Annotated in this window: 19 protein-coding genes; 10 read left to right on the top strand and 9 right to left on the bottom strand. The window is 57.5% G+C overall.

What is annotated here, in order from left to right; all coding sequences use genetic code 11:
* Positions 1-264 carry a DUF1145 domain-containing protein gene (locus F1529_RS05570; protein ID WP_196220375.1) on the bottom strand — a complete coding sequence of 88 codons (264 nt, stop codon included), beginning with the start codon at positions 262-264 and terminating at the stop codon, positions 1-3.
* Positions 265-397: 133 nt separating this feature from the next.
* Between F1529_RS05570 and rhlB the strand changes: the two genes are divergently transcribed.
* Positions 398-1,684 carry an ATP-dependent RNA helicase RhlB gene (rhlB, locus tag F1529_RS05565; protein ID WP_155132844.1) on the top strand — a complete coding sequence of 429 codons (1,287 nt, stop codon included), beginning with the start codon at positions 398-400 and terminating at the stop codon, positions 1,682-1,684.
* A gap of 2 nt (positions 1,685-1,686) precedes the next feature.
* Positions 1,687-2,007 (top strand): thiosulfate sulfurtransferase GlpE, encoded by a 321-nt coding sequence (gene glpE, locus F1529_RS05560; RefSeq protein WP_007150169.1) that lies wholly within the window; start codon positions 1,687-1,689, stop codon positions 2,005-2,007.
* Between the two features lie 135 nt (positions 2,008-2,142).
* Here the strand turns inward: glpE and F1529_RS05555 are convergent, their stop codons facing one another.
* Positions 2,143-2,826 carry an OmpW family protein gene (locus tag F1529_RS05555; protein ID WP_155132841.1) on the bottom strand — a complete coding sequence of 228 codons (684 nt, stop codon included), beginning with the start codon at positions 2,824-2,826 and terminating at the stop codon, positions 2,143-2,145.
* A gap of 547 nt (positions 2,827-3,373) precedes the next feature.
* Between F1529_RS05555 and F1529_RS05550 the strand changes: the two genes are divergently transcribed.
* Positions 3,374-4,378 (top strand): hypothetical protein, encoded by a 1,005-nt coding sequence (locus F1529_RS05550; RefSeq protein ID WP_155132838.1) that lies wholly within the window; start codon positions 3,374-3,376, stop codon positions 4,376-4,378.
* A 128-nt stretch (positions 4,379-4,506) separates the two neighbouring features.
* Here F1529_RS05550 and F1529_RS05545 read toward each other — a convergent pair whose 3' ends face one another.
* On the bottom strand, positions 4,507-5,973 hold the full coding sequence (locus tag F1529_RS05545; protein ID WP_007151315.1) for a PhoH family protein: 1,467 nt from the start codon (positions 5,971-5,973) through the stop codon (positions 4,507-4,509).
* Positions 5,974-6,366: 393 nt separating this feature from the next.
* On the opposite strand from F1529_RS05545, the gene F1529_RS05540 reads away from it, so the two are divergent.
* Entirely contained in the window at positions 6,367-6,828 is a 462-nt protein-coding gene (locus tag F1529_RS05540) for an isoprenylcysteine carboxylmethyltransferase family protein (RefSeq protein ID WP_230457718.1), read from the top strand.
* Here F1529_RS05540 and F1529_RS05535 read toward each other — a convergent pair.
* A complete protein-coding gene (locus F1529_RS05535; RefSeq protein WP_290517598.1) occupies positions 6,728-7,468 on the bottom strand; it encodes a YiiX/YebB-like N1pC/P60 family cysteine hydrolase in 741 nt (246 codons plus the stop codon). The two genes, F1529_RS05540 and F1529_RS05535, sit on opposite strands and share 101 nt — an antisense overlap.
* Before the next feature lie 284 nt (positions 7,469-7,752).
* Between F1529_RS05535 and F1529_RS05530 the strand changes: the two genes are divergently transcribed.
* The 3 genes from F1529_RS05530 (at position 7,753) to F1529_RS05520 (ending at position 10,385) form a co-directional block, all read left to right on the top strand.
* On the top strand, positions 7,753-8,796 hold the full coding sequence (locus F1529_RS05530; protein ID WP_155132835.1) for a M14 family zinc carboxypeptidase: 1,044 nt from the start codon (positions 7,753-7,755) through the stop codon (positions 8,794-8,796).
* 202 nt (positions 8,797-8,998) lie between these two features.
* Complete coding sequence (locus F1529_RS05525; protein WP_155132832.1) at positions 8,999-9,463, top strand: hypothetical protein; 465 nt, start codon at positions 8,999-9,001, stop codon at positions 9,461-9,463.
* 217 nt (positions 9,464-9,680) lie between these two features.
* The gene (locus tag F1529_RS05520; protein ID WP_155132829.1) at positions 9,681-10,385 is read left to right on the top strand and encodes a TorF family putative porin; all 705 of its coding nucleotides are present in this window, start codon (positions 9,681-9,683) and stop codon (positions 10,383-10,385) included.
* 204 nt (positions 10,386-10,589) lie between these two features.
* Here F1529_RS05520 and F1529_RS05515 read toward each other — a convergent pair whose 3' ends face one another.
* The 5 genes from F1529_RS05515 to F1529_RS05495 form a co-directional block, all read right to left on the bottom strand.
* Positions 10,590-11,522 (bottom strand): endonuclease/exonuclease/phosphatase family protein, encoded by a 933-nt coding sequence (locus F1529_RS05515; protein WP_155132826.1) that lies wholly within the window; start codon positions 11,520-11,522, stop codon positions 10,590-10,592.
* Between the two features lie 148 nt (positions 11,523-11,670).
* Positions 11,671-12,078, bottom strand: coding sequence for a hypothetical protein (locus tag F1529_RS05510; protein ID WP_230457717.1), 408 nt, complete (start codon positions 12,076-12,078; stop codon positions 11,671-11,673).
* 12 nt (positions 12,079-12,090) lie between these two features.
* On the bottom strand, positions 12,091-13,326 hold the full coding sequence (locus F1529_RS05505; RefSeq protein WP_007148560.1) for a hypothetical protein: 1,236 nt from the start codon (positions 13,324-13,326) through the stop codon (positions 12,091-12,093).
* Between the two features lie 83 nt (positions 13,327-13,409).
* Complete coding sequence (locus F1529_RS05500; protein ID WP_155132820.1) at positions 13,410-13,865, bottom strand: copper chaperone PCu(A)C; 456 nt, start codon at positions 13,863-13,865, stop codon at positions 13,410-13,412.
* Positions 13,846-14,418 carry an SCO family protein gene (locus tag F1529_RS05495; protein WP_230457716.1) on the bottom strand — a complete coding sequence of 191 codons (573 nt, stop codon included), beginning with the start codon at positions 14,416-14,418 and terminating at the stop codon, positions 13,846-13,848. The genes F1529_RS05500 and F1529_RS05495 overlap by 20 nt, the downstream gene beginning before the upstream one ends.
* 80 nt (positions 14,419-14,498) lie before the next feature.
* Here F1529_RS05495 and miaB point away from each other — a divergent pair, with 80 nt between their 5' ends.
* The 3 genes from miaB (at position 14,499) to cysT (ending at position 17,821) form a co-directional block, all read left to right on the top strand.
* A complete protein-coding gene (gene miaB / locus F1529_RS05490) occupies positions 14,499-15,836 on the top strand; it encodes a tRNA (N6-isopentenyl adenosine(37)-C2)-methylthiotransferase MiaB (RefSeq protein WP_155132814.1) in 1,338 nt (445 codons plus the stop codon).
* A gap of 130 nt (positions 15,837-15,966) precedes the next feature.
* On the top strand, positions 15,967-16,968 hold the full coding sequence (gene cysP / locus F1529_RS05485; RefSeq protein WP_155132811.1) for a thiosulfate ABC transporter substrate-binding protein CysP: 1,002 nt from the start codon (positions 15,967-15,969) through the stop codon (positions 16,966-16,968).
* A 25-nt stretch (positions 16,969-16,993) separates the two neighbouring features.
* Entirely contained in the window at positions 16,994-17,821 is an 828-nt protein-coding gene (gene cysT / locus F1529_RS05480; protein ID WP_039927247.1) for a sulfate ABC transporter permease subunit CysT, read from the top strand.

The raw sequence follows: 17,821 nt of genomic DNA, 5'->3' as shown, positions 1-17,821 counted from the left end.
TCAGGTTCGGGCGCGGCGAACCCCGCGCATTCTCGGCTTCAGGTAAATCACGCCGAATATCATGGTCATCAAGGCATCACGCCAGTGAAACAGGCCTTTGCCCCGCAACCACAGGGCAAAGCCCAGGCATTCCAGCGCGTGCAGAATCGCCACCACCGAACCGGCAATAATGAGCAAGCGGTCAAAGGGAGCGGGTAAATCCATGAAAATGGCTAACAGTACCCCCACCCAAAACACTACAATAACGCCGCGAAGCAAGCCCATAACAAACATCCTCTGACAGCGCTGGCTATTTTTCCTACACTGTGATGTTTGGAGACGCCTTCAAGGCCCTGCCAGACAGGAACACAAGGCGACTGCACTCACAAAATCTCTCGCATTCAGACTGAGCGAATACATGCAAAAAGACAAGGCAAGCTCCTGGAGCCTGGAGCAATTTCAGGTCCCGGAAAAGGAAGGCGAGAGCCGCTTTCACGATTTCGACCTGCACCTGGACCTGATGCACGGTATCGCTGATTCCGGTTTTCAGTACTGCACTCCCATTCAGGCTGAAGTACTGACCCACACCCTTGCTGGCGCCGACGCCATCGGCCGGGCCCAGACCGGCACCGGGAAAACCGCCGCCTTTCTGATCACCGTGATCAACGACCTGCTCAAGCACCCTATCGACGTGCAACGCTTTGCCGGTGAACCCCGAGCCCTGATCGTGGCCCCCACCCGGGAACTGGCCATGCAGATTGAAAAAGACGCCAAGGTTCTGGCCAAGCACACCGACCTGCAGGTAATGAGCGTGGTCGGCGGCATGAACTTCAATCGTCAGCAAGAACGCCTGCAAAACAAGCTGATTGATATTCTGGTCGCGACCCCCGGGCGGTTGCTCGACTTCGCCAAACGCCGCGACCTGTGGCTCGACCGGGTAGAATTCCTGGTGCTGGACGAAGCCGACCGCATGCTGGACATGGGCTTTATCCCCGATGTGAAACGCATTGTCGGCATGACCCCGAAAAGCCAGTACCGCCAGACCCAACTTTTCTCGGCCACCTTCAACGACGATGTGATGAACCTGTCCCGTCGCTGGACCCAGGACGCGGAAGTAGTGGAGATCGAGCCCACCCAGGTCACCACCGATACCGTGGAACAGAAGGTCTACATCACCAATACCGACGACAAGTTCAAATTGCTCTATAACCTGATCACCGGCATGAACATGGACAAGGTCATCGTGTTTGCCAACCGCCGGGATATTACCCGCCGGGTCAGCGACCGGCTGCACAAGAAAGGGCTGAAAGTCTCCCTGATTTCCGGCGACGTGCCGCAGACCCAGCGCAGCAAAACTCTGGAACGCTTCCGTGCCGGTGATCTGCAGGTACTGATCGCCACCGACGTGGCAGGCCGGGGCATCCACATCGACGGCGTCTCCCATGTGGTGAATTACAATCTGCCGGAAGACCCGGAAGATTACGTACACCGCATCGGCCGCACCGGCCGCGCCGGCGCCAGCGGCATGTCAATCAGCTTCGCCTGTGAAGACGATGCCTTCCTGCTGCCGGAACTGGAAAACGCCATTGGCATGAAGCTGGAATGCGAATACCCACCCGCCGATCTGCTGGCCGAGAAAGAAACGGCTGCCCCAGTGAAAGCGCCGGGCCACGACACCACGCAAAACGCAGAAAAGAAGGACTGACCATGGCAACGCGAATCAGCCCTACGGACGGAAAAACCCTGTTTGATCAGGGTGATACTCTGTTTGTCGATATCCGCGACCCTGCCAGCTTTGCCGCCGGACACCTGCAAGGTGCCGTGCATTTAAGTCAGGCCAACGTGGATCAGTTTCTGGCCAACACCGCACCTGATCATGCCCTGGTGGTGTATTGCTACCACGGCAACAGTAGTCAAAGCGCATCAGACTGGCTCGCAGAGCAAGGGTTCAGCAATGTCGTCAGCCTGGATGGCGGCTACGAGGTGTTTCGCCAGCAATTCCCGGAATGCCTGGAAGAAATGGCTTAAGCCTCGCGGGAAGCAACACGCAGCAGGCTACACGCCAGACCGGAAGGCACAGGGCGGAGATCACTCACCCCCGTGCCGCCCAAGTTCACTGGCTTCTTACTCTCTACAGCGTTCAGCATGTTGCGTGAAGCGCCCCTAAAAACGATAGCCCACGCCGACCATGTAGACCCAAGGGTCAATTTCCACATCGATTTTATCCACCCGAGCGTCGTTCACGTACAGCCGCGCTTCGGTATCGATATCGATATTCCAGACGCTAGCATTGAGCAGCCAGTTTTCATTGATGAGGAAATCCGCCCCCACTTCCCAGGCAAAGCCCACGGAATTGCTTAGCTTCACATCCACATCAGCGCCGCTCAGCAAAGGGCTCACTACTGCATCATCAATGCTGTCATCGAAAAACAGCGTGTAGTTCACCCCGGCTCCAAGATACCCGCGTACAGGGCCCAACTGGGGAGCATAAAACTGCGCCAGCAACGTCGGTGGCAAATGGCTGGTTTCGCCAATCACCACCCCGCTTCCCCCGGTATCCAGAATAATGTCATGGGTGAACGGCGTTGCCCCGACCAATTCAACACCGATGCTGTCTGTCACCATATAAGCGAACGTCAGCCCCAACTGGGTATCATCGTCCACATCGACCTCTAGCCCGCCAACCACTGGCAATGCCGAATCGAAAGCATCACTGCTCACATCAGGAGCAACCTTGATCCCCCCCATGCGTACGATGAAATCGCCGGATTGATGAGCCATGACAGGCCCGGCCAACAAGACGGTGGACAACATCAACACACTTTTTCCCTGTCCGCGCAGTTTCATACCCTTCCCCTTATTCATTCAAAAACCCGGAGTGAATCCCCTGATGGGTCAACACGGCACCATTGAACGCCACACTCGGATACCAAGCATTGCGCTGCATCAATAAAAAATCAGGCGTCCGCCAAATGCTGTCGCGGTTCAAACTTGATACCAGGCCTCGCAGGCCTGCCCCCACACTGACTACCAGACTGGATGTCCAGACATATTGGCGCCCCGCTCGATTCAGAATAGGCGCCCCTACCGGTGCAACCTTGTGCATACTGACCAAAACCGCATAAATTTTGACCAACGGTACAAAACATACCTCACGCCGATGCCGATCCACTCTGGTAGCAAACCGTACCCGGCATACACACCACCCACTGCGTCTGTAAGGTTTGCACTAGCGCCCCCGGCAGCAGTCTTCCCGGTTACATACAGCGTGGTGCGAATGCCGCAAGATAGCTTTCGGAGCCGTGTGCTCTACCGCGAAGCGGGGGTCTGCGTTCCATCGCCAGGCCCGGGATCTTCAATATCCAGAACCGAATAACAACGAGGTTGTATCACCATGTCCTCCAACACACTGGTCAGCGCCCTGCGCGATGCTCACAAGGCACATCTGAGCCAACAGCTTCAGGACCCGGAACACTGGCAGGGCCTCATGGCTCAAGCGAGCAACCTGCTCACTGACATTCCGCTCGGCAACCTGGTGGATCAAGACAGTCTTGTACAGGTCGTTGATCAGTGGCTGCAGGAAGCGCTCAGTGCCCGCGGATTGCAGGACGTCATCAACGACGTGAGCCTTGCCGTGTGGGACGCTGCTGAGCAGGATGACGCCACCATCGGTGAGCTGCTCCGCGAAGAACACTTCGAGGCCATTCTCGAACAGGTACTGAAGCTGCAAAGCCTGCGGGAAAAAGCTATTCACGCGGCCATGAACCATCCACTGGTCAGCGAAATGGTCAGTGAAATGCTCTATACCGGCATCAAGAATTTCCTGCTGGAAGAAAATGCGCTGGCGAAACTGCCCGGTGTTAGCAGCATGATGAAGATGGGCCGCAAGAGTGTGGTCGGCAAAGCCATGGGCGGCATGGAAGAATCCATTCGCACCTACCTGCAAAAGAATATTCGCGTCACCCTGAAAACCGGTGAGCAATGGCTGAACAAGCAATTAACCAACGAACGAATTCAGCAACTGGCCCGCGATGGCTACCACCGCGTCGCCCCGCTTAAACCGGCAAATTACATGAAGATGGTGCCCGACGGCGCCGTGACGGAAGTGGTGGCGCAAAGTTGCGCGATTACCGATGAAAGCGCCCGTCTGGCGTACACCCGCCGTCTGGTCAGCGTGGGTATCCAGGCAGCCGTGGCATCGCTGATGGAGAAATCACTGAAAAGCGTCCTCGAGGGCATGCAGATCAGTGAAGAACGGATCCGCGAGATCGCTACACCGGCACTGGCCCGGGGCGCCAGTGTTCTGGTTGAACAAGGCGTACTGGAACCCTTTATCGAGTGGGTGCTGGACGATTTCTATCAGTCTGAGGCGTGCAGGAACATAATTAATAATGAATAGTTAACAATTAATAACTGACCCCAACCAGGTCATCTGGTTTTAAAAAAAGAGGCCGCACCCAAACAGGGCGCGGCCTCTTACATTTCAGGCTAAAGCTGAAGTGGCTCGCGAAGTTATTAATTGTAAATTCAGAGAAACGACTCTGCGTATTCCGCCAACTTGGACCTGGGCACCCCGTTCAGCTGCACCGAGCCACCATGCTCGAACCGTTTGAAGCGCTCGGTCATGTAAGTCAGCCCGGAACTGGTGGGCGACAGGTAAGGCGTGTCGATTTGTGCCAGGTTACCCAGGCACACCACCTTGGAACCTTCGCCTGCCCGGGTAATGATCGCCTTCATCTGATGGGGGGTCAGGTTCTGGCTCTCATCGATCAGGATCAGGGATTTCTGGAAACTGCGCCCGCGGATGTAATTCATCGCCTTGAACTGGATATTGGCGCGTTCTTTCACATACTGGATGCTCCCGGACGGATTCTCATCGTTCAGATGTAGCGCCTCGATATTGTCATTGATGGCCCCCAGCCACGGGTCCATTTTTTCCTCTTCCGTGCCGGGCAGAAAGCCATGATCTTCCGCCAGTGGTGGCGTGGAGCGGGTGGCAATAATCTTGTTGAAGCTTTTCTGCTCCACGGTCATTTCGATGGCCGCCGCCAGCGCCAAAATGGTTTTCCCTGACCCGGCCGCCCCGGTCAGCGTGACAATGTGCACATCCGGGTCCAGTAACATCTGCAGGGCAATAGCCTGCTGAATGTTCATCGGTTTCAGGCCCCAGGCTTCCTGCTCCATCAGGCTGTCCGCCTTGTAATGCCGAAGCGTCACCACCCCGTTTTCCACTGTCATAACCCGGCCGACAAACCCCTGTTCGTCAACGATATACTGATTGGGATAGACCTCTTCACCCAGAATTTCACTGACCAGCAAACCGTGGGACAAATGGTGCAGGGTGTCCACGCCCACCTGTTCCGTTTCCACCTGGGTGACCTGGTCCCAGAACGATCCGGGCACTTCAAAGTAACCCCTGGTCAGCTGCTTGATGTCTGACACCAATTGGTCGTTGTGGTAATCCTCCGACTCGATACCGCAAGCCCGCGCCTTGAGGCGCATATTGATGTCCTTGGTCACCAGAATATAGCGGCTATCCGGGAACTGCTCTTTCATGGCAAACACATCGTTGATGATGCGATTGTCATTCAGGTCACTGGGCAGCGGCGCAAAGGTCTTGTTCTGTTCCGCCATCAACACTGTCAAGGTGCCCTGGGGCGCATTATCGCCACCACGGGGAATGGGGATTCCTTCTTCCACCTGCTGCGGTGTCGCACTGCCCAGCACCTTGTCGATCTGTCGAATCGCGGCACGGCAATCCGCCGCCGTGTGTGATTTTCCACTCTTGAGCTTGTCCAGTTCCTCCAGCACCGTCATGGGAATCACGACCCGATGTTCCTCGAAATTCAGTAACGAGTTGGGATCGTGAATCAGCACATTGGTATCGATAACGTAGGTTTTTTTCTGGTCTTCTTCGAAGGTCGAACTGTCGTTCTGACTGGCGCTTGCGTGGTTGACGGAAAGGGTGTGGAGTCTGGCCGCGCGCTCTTCCATGCGTATCCCCTATACAGGTTAGACGGTACGGTTGCTTCGTTTTGGCGGCTGAGGCTTGACGTCAGATGGGACTGCGAGAGTGACGCCTGCGCCTGCCGCCACGGTTTAAGCCCTTTGGCGGTTCAGTTGCATTAAGCTTTTTCAGCTTTTGATCGCGATCACTCCCACAAAGGCGGGATTGGAATTACCATAACCCAGCTTTTCACAAACGATCAATAGTCCATTGCTCAATCTTTTGCCTCTCCTTGCGTTCACTGCGTTCAACGCGCTCCGGTGCAGTGTTGACCTGGCCGACATCGGCCCGGTATTTCCCGTGATAAAAACAGCCTGAGGCAGATACAATCACACCTTGGTCCCGCATACCGACAAACAAACATCACAGAAGGAAATCCCATGTCGCTCCAACATCCCCAGGTCATGATGCCGCCGCCAGCCCTCTTTCTGGGCGGGCTGCTGATGGGATACGGGCTGGACCGTGCGCTGTCCCTTCCGGGGGTACACTTCACCGGCCAGCAATGGGTCACACTGGTGCTCGCGCTTATCGGGATCGGGCTTGCCGCCAGTGCGGTGATTCAACTGCGCCGGGCCCACACCACACTGATGCCGCACCGGGCAGCCAATGCCCTGCTCACCGGCGGCGTGTTTTCGCTCAGCCGTAATCCCATCTACCTGGGCTTTGCCTGCCTGCATCTGGCCATGGCACTGGCTCAACACAGCACCGGCATGCTGGTGATGTGGGTGCCTGTCATCTGGGTTATCCAGCAACATGTGATCGCGGCGGAAGAAACGTTTCATGCCCAACAGTTTGGCGAGCAGTGGCAGGCATACAGGAAGAAGGTGCGGCGCTGGCTGTAAGCGTCTTATCGGCCTCACCGCGCATCGGACGCCATGGCAATTCAGATTTTAGCCATTCCACGGGGCCCAGCTTGCCATGCTGCAAACGCATATGACGCGAACCAAAATGGCCGGGCACCAAGGTGCTTGGACGCGTATCCAGGGGTAACCAGCCAAGGCGACGATAGAGCTCCGCCACCAGCTCGGAGCAGAACCAGCCACGCTGGTCTGGCCGGCGGGTAAACCCGGTCAGCACATCCAGCGCATTACAGAACACATAATTTTTATAGGGGCGATGCAGCAGTCGGCGCGCCATGCGGGCCACCATGCGCTGCTGGCGCTCCGACAGATTGGGCCCGTGCCGTCGACGTACCGCCACCGCCCCCGGGTAATCCCGGATTTTTCTGTGTAACGGAACCAGCGCCACACCGGCAATCGGGTGGCCGAGGGTCACATCCGGGGATTCACTGAGAGTAGTGGATTCCAGCACCAGCGGTTCCGGCTGACCAGGCAGGTGAAGCACCATGCCTATATGACTCCAGGGGCTGCGGGTAAATACCCGAATCACATCGCTGGTAAACCCCCGACCGGAAAACAGCAGCAGATCACCGGTGCGCAATGTATCAACAGAATCGTGAGGCTGAATGTCTGGCTTGGCCACAGTCGCCCTTCCGTTGTGATGACATCCGGACGAAGCACTCCGCCCGTCATGCGATGAAACCCTTGCTCTTCACGCTAGAAACCCGTCATGACACTCTGCTGACAACACGATCACACTTTGGTGAAAGGGAAGAGATAACCACAAGCGTAAAGCTACCAGTGGCAACGCGGAGAATCCCGCTAGCCCCGGACCGTGCAGCCGCCTGAATCGCCCGCCGCTTCTATCGTCACATTTCTGTTATCCATTGCCGTTAAGGTGAGCGTCACCGTGGACGAAAGTGACCTATGGAAGAAAAGCTCTACCTGCTGCAACGCCACCTGCCGGAACTGCTGGAACTGGATGCATTGATCCGCCACGGGGAACGGCATTTACGCGTGACCACCGTGCATCAGGTGCCCATGGGTCAAATCTCCTTGCCAATTCATGTGATTGAGCTGGGCAGCCAATCGCCCAACGCACCGGTGATAGGTTTTTTCGGTGGCGTACACGGTGTGGAACGGATTGGCAGTCAGGTGTTGATGTCCTGGCTGCATAGCCTGATCCATCGCCTGCAATGGGATGACCAGCTTCACCGGCGCCTGGAAAAGGTACGCCTGGTTTTCATGCCCATGATCAATCCAGGCGGGATCTGGCGGCGCACCCGCAGCAACCCCAACGGGGTGGATCTGATGCGCAACGCCCCGATTGACGCCATGGGCAAGGTCCCCTTTCTGGTCGGCGGCCATCGCATCAGCCGGCATTTGCCCTGGTATCGGGGGAAAAGGGGTGAACCCATGGAGCCCGAGGCCCAGGCGGTAATCCGCACCGTGCGAGAAAAATTGTTTTCCTCACCATTCTCCATGAGCCTGGATTGCCACAGCGGCTTTGGCCGTCGGGACCGGGTCTGGTGTTGCTACGCGCGAAGCCATCGGCCGATCCCGCATATTGCCGAGGTATACCGGCTCAAACAGGTCTTCGAGCAAACCTACCCGAATCACCATCCCTACCTGATCGAGCCGCAGTCGATCAACTACACCACCCACGGGGATCTCTGGGATTACCTGTACGACGACGCCCAGGAACAGCAGCCGGATCACACCTTTCTGCCCTTCACCCTGGAAATGGGGTCCTGGCTCTGGGTGCGCAAGAACCCACGCCAGATGCTGGATTTCTTCGGTTACTTCAACCCGATGATTAGCCACCGCCATCACCGGGTTCTGCGCCAGCATCTGCCCTTCTTCGAGTTCCTCACCGCCATGGCCAGCAACGCCGGTAACTGGTTGCCAACCCCGAAAGAGAAGCAACGCCTCACCCGCCAGGCCATTGAACACTGGTTCCCCGCACCGTAACGCGCCAAGATGTTGCCAGGGTTCAGCCATGGCAAAATGCCTTGCCTGCGCCACCACAAGCGACAACTTGGCCTCAGCTTTGCATTGACCCGTGCATGCGCGGTGCCCAAGATTGGACCACCCTGATTCAAGGCACCGCTGAATCACGCTTTGCCTGCTCTACCACCGCCTTATACTGAGCAAAACCAAACAGGAATTTTCTATGAAATACCTTGCCACAGCCTGTGCATTCCTGCTGGCCGGTTGTCAGCACCTCAACTACCAGCCCCCCAGCGGCGACGATACCGCGACCGTCACCTTCACCGGCAACAGCCTCTCCGCCCAGCCAATGGTGTGTGTCCCCGGAAAAGGCTTCAAATCCACAGAATATGCTCTGACAAACAGTGGCAGCGAGGCGCTGGGCGATCTGCGCGAAGCCCTCAAGAAAAGCCCGCAAGTCACTACCACCGTCACAGCAGGGGAGCCCACCCGAATCGGCGTAGCCTTCAATCGCCCAGGCAATAACCATAGCCGCGATCGCTGTCAGGTTGCCCTGTTATTCACGCCTTCTGCCAACAGCGAATACAGCGCCCATTTTGTTTACGAAAATGATCAGTGCGGGCTGTCGCTGCAAGACGCGGCCGGCGGCTCAGCCGATGCGGTTCTGACTGACTGGGAATGCCCATAACCGTCGCACCAAAGCGGTGCCGAGCACCATTATCGTGCACCGCTTTCCTTTCTCTCCCTGCACGAACCTCCAAACACCCCACCTGAAACAAGCTAACCCATTGTTATAAAAAGAGTAACAATAGTTGGCACAGTCTCTGCAATACTTCTGATGAGCCGAATTGGCGGTGCGTCACCTGCGCACACTGAACGAATTAGACTTGTTAAGAGGGTTGCACATGAAAAACGTATTTGGTCTGAAGAAAACCGTTCTGGCGGCATCAGTGATTGCTGCCAGCCTGGCCCCTGCCATTGCTGCGGCTGAAGTCAGCGGCACTCTGGGTGCATCCAGCCAGTACCTGTGGCGCGGGCAGCAACTGACTGACGGCGCAGCGGTATACGGTAGTGTTGATTACGCCCACGCTTCCGGCCTGTACGCAGGCGCCTGGGCATCCTCTGAAACCGACGACACCGAGTATGACCTGTACGCAGGTTTTGGTGGCGAAGCCGGCGGCTTCAGCTATGACATCAGCTACATCGACTACAACTACACCTCCGGTGGCACCGGTGCCACCGATCCGGCTTCCAGTGCTGACTTCGAAGAAGTGCATGTTGGTGCAGGCTTTGCCGGTTTCAGCGCCGATGCCTTCATCGGCGTTGGCGAAGTAGCTCACGGCGACAATGCCACTGACAACAAAGACAACTACTTCGCACTGGGCTACGGCTACGACAAATACGGTATTAGTGCAGGTTACTACGACTTCGATGGCGATCCGGAAGTCGATGGCACCCTGGCAGATTACACCCACGTGGATCTGAGCTACGCCGTCACCGACCAGTTCACCTTTACTGCGTCTAAAATCGTAGACCAGGAAGATGTTGCCGGCGAAGACACCTGGGATGACGACGTCGTAATGAGCGTTTCCTACGAGTTCGCTCTGTAAGGCACAAGATCAAACACGCTCCTTCGGGCGACTCCGGTCGCCCACTGTTTACGCCGCAGGGCTCTCCCTGGTCCTCGCAAGCACGCAAGCAACCCTGCGGCGCTTTTTTCTTTCACGCTTGATGCTCAACGCCCGATGCCTGACGCTTAAAAGCAAAGAGGGAGCGGTGTTACTCGCAGCATGAAACTTCCCGCATTTTTTCTTCTAGCGTTCAAAATACACCACCAATGCATCATGGTCTGAAATCGGTGCCACACCCTGGCTGCCATACAGGCTGTCATAACGCCCCGCATTACCACGACTCACCGCAACCTTGCTAACAGAGGGCTTCAATCCGGGTGACACCCAGATGTGGTCCAGCGCTTGCGGGCGACAACGGTGGCGAAAACTGTAGCGTTCCTTTTCAGGCAAGAACGACCAGAGATTCAGCAAGCCCGATTGCTCAAACCGTTCATTGCTGTCGGAGAACCGGCCTTCATCCCACGTCGTATTGAAATCCCCCGCGACGATCAATGGCGAGGTCTGCATCGTTACCCAGTTGGCCAACAAGGCCGCCTGAGTCTGTCTTTTTTCATGAACCCAGGCTTTCTTCAAATTCCGCGCGCTACGCCAATGCACCACCACTACATTCACAGCAAGCGGCGCTTCAAGCGTAACCACCAACGGTGGGCGTGCATACAGCGCGTGACCATGGAATTGCTGGCCTGAAAAAAGAGTGCTCACCGACCCAATGTTGACCGGTGAGCGATACATTATTGCCACATCCATACCCGAAGGATCATTACCCTCACGCAGCGCTGAACGATACCGGTAACCACGCTGCGCCAACCGATCCGCCAGCCGATCCAGCACGGCCTGGTTTTCCACTTCCTGAAGCGCCAGAACATGCGGCGCGTTCAGGTCTTCAACAATAAAGCCCGCAACGGCATTTATCCGTGCCCTCAACAACGCAGACGACACAGGGTCATCCAGCTCGCTGTTCTTGTGGTCATCGCGCAGGCGCCACAGATTCAGGGTTGCCAGCGCCCATGTCTGATCAGACGCAGCAGGCACACCACGGGCAGGCGCAAGCTGTGCACAATCGGCCGGGGCCAACAGCGGGGAAATAGTGAGGACAATCAGAATGAATAAACGCATGCAGGCAGTGTATGCGCGCCATCCGCTGCGTAACAGAGGCTCAAGCGAAGCGGATTAACGCAGGGCAACCACGCACTGACACAACGGCGACATCCGTCTAATCCGTGTTCAAAAAAAACCCGCCGGAGAGGCGGGTCAAAAAACACATTCAGGGGCGATACACCACTTTTAACTGTGGTGAGACCTTGGTTTCATCCACGTAACCGATAAAGTTTCGATTACTGCCTACCAGCATGACCATTTCCCGGTCGCTGGACACTTCCCGGGGCGGCATACCTCGACCGGTGAAAATCATTCTGGCCCAATAGCTTTTCATCTGCTCCGCGCTTTTGCCCATCACCCGCTGATAAAAGCCCGTGCGCTCAGCGCTTTTAGCCGGCAAATCCAACGGTTTCAAGGCAACGCCAGACGCCCGGCGAGTCAAACCATTAAATAACTGGCGTACTTCGTCCTGGGTCAGCATGGTCAATTCGCTACTGGCTGAAACCACCACAACCGGCTCGGCGTGCAGAGTGGCGGACAGGGTCAGGAGCAATGAAATTATCCATTTCTTCATTATCATTCTCCCTTAAAAGACCAGATCGGCGCTGAGACGCACAATGGTGGCATGATCATCTTCCATCTCCGCCCCCGGGTCGGTGACAAAGAACCCTGTGGTGGAAACCTCATCATCGGAGAAGTCGTAGTAGTAACTGAACTCCCCTTTCAGGGCGATGGAATCGGTGAGCGAGTAACGTAATCCTGCCGTCCAGCTTTTCTGCTGCTCGGCCAGGCCATCATTGATCGGGCCAGGCAAAGAGGAATCCAGATCACGGGGATCCACTTCCGCCCAGGTCACCAACGGCATCCACTTGCCCATATACTTGCCCAGGCTCACATAGGCACTTTGGCTGCTGGGGTACCAGTTACCAAAGTCCAGACGCGCCACCTCGCCAGACATGAACCAGCTACCGTCATCATATTGCAGGCCAAGGCCGGCAAAGTAGGTGTACACCTCGTCAAAGGACAGCCCCAATGCGGTAGCAGGAATCAGCGCATCCAGATCATCCTGCCCCACGGACACATCCGCCGCAGAGTAGGCCGCACGCACGGTCCAGTCACGCCAGCGGCTGGTCAGGTTCATGCCGGCGAGATCGTCAGCCTGGTATTGCGCATTGTTGGTACGCGGCCCGCCATCCACGGTGCTGGAACCCCAGAAACCGCTAAGCCGATGGCTGACCGGGCCGGTATTGAAGCCCCAGGTCGCTTCCAGTGCTTCCATGGTTTTGATGGGCGCCAGCTGATACACCTCGGAAGGCAATGACACCCACGGATAGGCATAACCTACATCCACATACTGTGAGTGCAGATAAAACGGCGCCACAATACGCCCCGCCTTAACGCTGACGCTCTCGGTAACGTCGTAGTCCAGGTAGGCCCACTGCACTTCCGCATTGAAATCATCGGCACCGGAGGCAAACAGCTGGACAACCGCCTCGGCCTTGTCGGTGAGCTGGGCGTTAAACTGTACGCCGGCACGGGTAAGGGAATCATGGCTCCACTTATCACCGGAGCCATCGATGTAGCTGCCGTCGTCACCCAAGGTGGTGTCCGCCTCGGCACGGCTCATGCCGGCGGAGAGGAATCCGTTGATACGCAGCCGCTCGGGCTGTGTCAGGCTGCTTTCAACCTGTTGCTGTTCCAGCTTTTCAAGCCGCTGCTGGTAATCACGCAGCGTCTGCTCCACGTCGCTTTCAGCAGCAATCGCCCATAAAGGGCTGATACCCAGCGACGCACCGAGCACGACAGATAATGCCTTTCCCATAGTTCCCCCACAGAAACTTCGTCTTTTTCATTAAATTTTAACTAAGACGAAAGGATGGCATTATCCGTGATTGTGATCGGGAATCAAGAGTCCGAGGGCGCTTCACGCAAAACCGGCAACCCGGCACAAATCGCCTCCCCCTCAGCCTGTGTCAGGCAGACCGTGACCGACTCCCCAGGCTGCGGAACCCGCTGCAGTTTCATCAACATCAAATGGTCGCCGCCCGGCGAAAAGGAAAACGATTCCCCCGGCGCCAACATGACATGGTGGAGATGGCCCATTTTGCGCGTCCCGTCATCCAGGGTTTTCATGCTGTGCAGCATGGCATGGCCGGCGATTTCACTACGGGCGCCGGTAATATTGACGCTGGTATCGCCCTCATTGGTCACCGTCAAGTACCCGGCCATGGTCGGCGATACCGGCGGCACCGCCCGCAGCCAGCCATCGCTGATACGTACATCCGCGCTGGCAACGCCGGCGCACAGCGCGACAGCCAGTGCCACGCCCTGACAAACGGGCTTACAAAAGCGATTCAACATCCGTTACCACCTCGTCAATCTTGAAATCCGCCGGATACAACTTGCGCACGCGCGCCTGCTCATCCAGCAGGTAAATATAATCACTATGGGTAAACAGGTAGCCCTGCTCCCCGGCCTCCTGATCCTTTATAAAGACCACACCGTACTGCTCGGCCACGGCTCGAATCTGCTCCAGGCTGCCCGTCAGGCCAATCATATCCGCCTTGAACCAGGGCAGATATTCCTTCAGATGGGCAGCCGTGTCCCGCTCAGGATCGAACGTAATGAACACCGGTTGTACCTGATCGGCCACCCCTTCTTCTTCCAGATGACGGTAAACCTGAGCCACCTGGGCCAGCACCGCCGGGCAAATATCCGGGCAATGGGTGTAGCCAAAGAACAGAATCGACACCTGCCCCTTCAGTTTTTCCGCCTGAAAAGGTTCGCCATTCTGGTCCGTCAGGGTGAAATCACCCCCCAGCCGGGTGTTCACCGGCAGGTCACTTTCCTGCTTGCCACAGCCGGCCAATAGCAACGCTGCCAGCAATGGCAGCACATACAGCAGTTTTCCCATGAATTCTCCGGTTCGCAGTTTGCGGCAGTCAGCGCTATAATCCGCGCCCATTTTCCCTCTATTTGACGGTTAGGCAACCCATGGCACGTAAGCTGTTTATCCAGACCCACGGCTGCCAGATGAATGAGTACGATTCTACCCGCATGGTGGATCTGCTCGAATCCAGCCACGGCCTGGAGCCCACCGACAACCCGGAAGAAGCGGATGTACTGCTTCTCAACACCTGCTCTATCCGGGAAAAAGCCCAGGAAAAGGTCTTCCATCAATTGGGCCGCTGGAAAAAGCTGAAAGACGCCAAACCCGACATGATTATCGGCGTGGGCGGCTGTGTGGCCAGCCAGGAAGGCGACGCCATCCGCGACCGCGCGCCCTATGTGGACGTGGTCTTCGGCCCCCAGACCCTGCATCGCCTGCCCGGCCTGATTACCCAGGCCGCCAGCACCCGCGAGCTGGCCATTGATGTGACCTTCCCGGAAATCGAAAAGTTCGACAACCTTCCAGAACCCAGTGTGGACGGCCCATCCGCCTTTGTTTCCATCATGGAAGGCTGCTCCAAGTACTGTACGTTCTGCGTGGTGCCCTACACCCGCGGCGAAGAAGTCAGCCGTCCGGTCCAACCGGTGCTCAGTGAGATTCAGCATCTGGCCGACCTGGGCGTGCGCGAGGTCAACCTGCTGGGCCAGAACGTGAATGCCTACCAAGGCGTGGGCGCCGATGGCGATACGCTGGATCTGGCCGACCTGATCCGCCTGATCCGGGACATCGACGGCATCGACCGCATTCGCTACACCACCAGCCATCCGGTGGAGTTCTCCGATGCGCTGATTCAGGTGTACGAAGACGTACCGGAGCTGGTCAGCCACTTGCACCTGCCGGTGCAATCCGGTTCCGACCGCATCCTGGCCATGATGAAGCGCAACCACATGGTGCTCGAATACAAGAGCAAGCTGCGCAAGCTCCAGCGCATTCGTCCGGAGATCTCCTTCAGCTCGGATTTCATCATCGGTTTCCCCGGCGAAACCGACCGGGACTTCGAAGACACCATGAACCTGATCCATGACATCGGCTTCGACATGTCCTTCAGCTTCATCTACAGCGCTCGCCCCGGCACCCCGGCGGCGGACCTGCCCGATGACGTGGACATGGAGGTGAAAAAGCAGCGCCTGGCGATTCTCCAGCAGCGCATCAACCAGAACGCCCAGGACATCTCCCGCAAAATGGTGGGCAGCACCCAGCGCATTCTGGTGGACGGCTTCTCCAAAAAGGATCCGGGCCAGCTCAAGGGGCGCACCGAGAACAACCGGGTGGTGAACTTCCAGTGCGACGACACCGACCTGATTGGCCAATTCGTGGATGTGACCATCGCCCAGGCGTACAGCAATTCCCTGCTGGGCACCGACCCGCGCAACCCGGGCTAGCCCGGGCCTTGCCGGGCTCATATCGTTATAGCGATTCGTTCCATCCGAACAGCTTTTAATTAGCGCTTGGTTATATAGACTTGAACCTCATTCGTGCTGACCAACGCTGATCTATTTGTGAGGACAAACCATGCGTGTGTGGATTTCCGCCCTGCTGCTGGCCATCGCCGGCACCGCCAGTGCCCAGCAGACCCTGCTGAACAGCTCCTACGATATCGCCCGTGAACTGTTTGCCGCGGTGAACCCCAAGTTCCAGGCCCACTGGCAGGAAATGACCGGCGAAGAGGTCTCCATTCAGCAGTCCCACTCCGGTTCCTCCAAACAGGCCCGCGCCATCCTGCAGGGCCTGAAAGCCGACGTGGTGACCTTTAACCAGGTCACCGACGTCAACGTGCTGCACGACAAGGGCAACCTGATCCCGGCGGACTGGAACACCCGCCTGCCCAACAACTCCAGCCCCTACTATTCCACCACCGCTTTCCTGGTGCGCAAGGGCAACCCGAAGAACATTCAGGGCTGGGCCGACCTGGCGAAAGAAGACGTCAGCGTGGTGTTCCCCAACCCGAAGACCTCCGGCAACGGCCGCTACACCTACCTGGCCGCCTGGATGGCCACCAGTGATCGTCTGGACGGGAATAAAGACAAGATTCGCGACTACATGGCCCACTTTCTCGCCAACGTAGCGGTATTCGATTCCGGTGGGCGCGCGGCCACCGTCACCTTTGCCGAGCGTGAAATCGGTGATGTGCTGATCAGCTTCGAGTCCGAGGTGAACAACATCCGCAAACAGTACGGCAGCGATGACTACGATGTGGTGGTCCCGAAAACCTCCGTGCTCGCCGAATTTCCGGTCACTGTGGTGGACAAGGTCGTGGACCAGAAAGGTACCCGCAAAGTGGCCACCGAGTACCTGAACTTCCTGTACAGCGAAGAGATCCAGCGCCTGCTGGCCGGCTTCAACTACCGGGTACATAACGATACCGTGGTAAAGGAAACCGCCGACCAGTTTCCCCCGGTGAAGCTGCTGGAAGTGGCGGACTATTTCGGCTCCTGGGCGGATGCCCAGAAGACCCACTTTGCCTCTGGTGGTGAGCTGGATCGCTTGCAAGCCAAGGCCCGGAGCCTGCGCTAAACCGCGCCAATAGACAGTGCCCCTACTGCGAACCCAACACTCCGTTTTACCCGGCTTCACGCTCAGCTTCGCGCTGAGCGTGTTGTTTATCTGTCTGGTGATTCTGGTGCCCCTGTCCGGGCTCGCCATCCATGTTTCACAGATGAGCTGGGCTCAATACTGGGGTGTGATTACCGACCCCCGCTCACTGGCCAGCTTCCGCGTGACCCTGCTGGCCGCCGCCGGCGCCAGCGGTATCAACGCCGTGGTCGGCCTGCTGCTGGCCTGGGTGATTACCCGCTACCGCTTCCCCGGCCGACGCCTGATGGATGCGCTGGTGGACCTGCCGTTCGCCCTGCCCACCGCCGTGGCCGGGCTGACGCTGTCGGCCCTGTTTGCCGCCAACGGCTGGCTGGGGCAATGGTTTGAAGCCATCGGCATCAGCGTGGCCTACACCCCGCTGGGCATCATGATCGCCATGAGTTTCACCAGCCTGCCCTTCGTGGTGCGGGCCGTGCAGCCGGTGCTCGAAGACCTGACGCCCGACGTGGAAGAAGCCGCCGCCACCCTGGGCGCCACGCCCATGGCCACCTTTACCCGGGTGATTCTGGCGCAGCTGATGCCGGCACTACTCACCGGCACTGCCCTGGCCTTTACCCGCAGCCTGGGCGAATACGGCGCGGTGATTTTTATCGCCGGCAACATGCCCTTCGAAACCGAGATCCTCTCGCTGCTGGTCAACATCCGCCTGGATGAGTTCGACTACGCCGCCGCCAGCGCACTGGCCTCGGTGATCCTGATTGCCTCGCTGGTACTGCTCTTTGGTATCCAGCTGGTGCAGTCCCGTCTGACCCGTCGCTGGAAGGGGCACTGA

This window comes from Alcanivorax sp. VBW004 (assembly GCF_009718865.1).
In the GTDB taxonomy this organism is placed as follows: domain Bacteria; phylum Pseudomonadota; class Gammaproteobacteria; order Pseudomonadales; family Alcanivoracaceae; genus Alcanivorax.
This window is presented reverse-complemented; position numbering and strand designations above follow the sequence as displayed.

Excerpts from the sequence above, each read along its gene's own strand:
- F1529_RS05570 (WP_196220375.1), bottom strand. The coding sequence starts at position 264 with ATGGGCTTGCTTCGCGGCGTTATTGTAGTGTTTTGGGTGGGGGTACTG.
- rhlB (WP_155132844.1), top strand. The coding sequence starts at position 398 with ATGCAAAAAGACAAGGCAAGCTCCTGGAGCCTGGAGCAATTTCAGGTC.
- glpE (WP_007150169.1), top strand. The coding sequence starts at position 1,687 with ATGGCAACGCGAATCAGCCCTACGGACGGAAAAACCCTGTTTGATCAG.
- F1529_RS05555 (WP_155132841.1), bottom strand. The coding sequence starts at position 2,826 with ATGAAACTGCGCGGACAGGGAAAAAGTGTGTTGATGTTGTCCACCGTC.
- F1529_RS05550 (WP_155132838.1), top strand. The coding sequence starts at position 3,374 with ATGTCCTCCAACACACTGGTCAGCGCCCTGCGCGATGCTCACAAGGCA.
- F1529_RS05545 (WP_007151315.1), bottom strand. The coding sequence starts at position 5,973 with ATGGAAGAGCGCGCGGCCAGACTCCACACCCTTTCCGTCAACCACGCA.
- F1529_RS05540 (WP_230457718.1), top strand. The coding sequence starts at position 6,367 with ATGTCGCTCCAACATCCCCAGGTCATGATGCCGCCGCCAGCCCTCTTT.
- F1529_RS05530 (WP_155132835.1), top strand. The coding sequence starts at position 7,753 with ATGGAAGAAAAGCTCTACCTGCTGCAACGCCACCTGCCGGAACTGCTG.
- F1529_RS05525 (WP_155132832.1), top strand. The coding sequence starts at position 8,999 with ATGAAATACCTTGCCACAGCCTGTGCATTCCTGCTGGCCGGTTGTCAG.
- F1529_RS05520 (WP_155132829.1), top strand. The coding sequence starts at position 9,681 with ATGAAAAACGTATTTGGTCTGAAGAAAACCGTTCTGGCGGCATCAGTG.
- F1529_RS05515 (WP_155132826.1), bottom strand. The coding sequence starts at position 11,522 with ATGCGTTTATTCATTCTGATTGTCCTCACTATTTCCCCGCTGTTGGCC.
- F1529_RS05510 (WP_230457717.1), bottom strand. The coding sequence starts at position 12,078 with ATGAAGAAATGGATAATTTCATTGCTCCTGACCCTGTCCGCCACTCTG.
- F1529_RS05505 (WP_007148560.1), bottom strand. The coding sequence starts at position 13,326 with ATGGGAAAGGCATTATCTGTCGTGCTCGGTGCGTCGCTGGGTATCAGC.
- F1529_RS05500 (WP_155132820.1), bottom strand. The coding sequence starts at position 13,865 with ATGTTGAATCGCTTTTGTAAGCCCGTTTGTCAGGGCGTGGCACTGGCT.
- F1529_RS05495 (WP_230457716.1), bottom strand. The coding sequence starts at position 14,418 with ATGGGAAAACTGCTGTATGTGCTGCCATTGCTGGCAGCGTTGCTATTG.
- miaB (WP_155132814.1), top strand. The coding sequence starts at position 14,499 with ATGGCACGTAAGCTGTTTATCCAGACCCACGGCTGCCAGATGAATGAG.
- cysP (WP_155132811.1), top strand. The coding sequence starts at position 15,967 with ATGCGTGTGTGGATTTCCGCCCTGCTGCTGGCCATCGCCGGCACCGCC.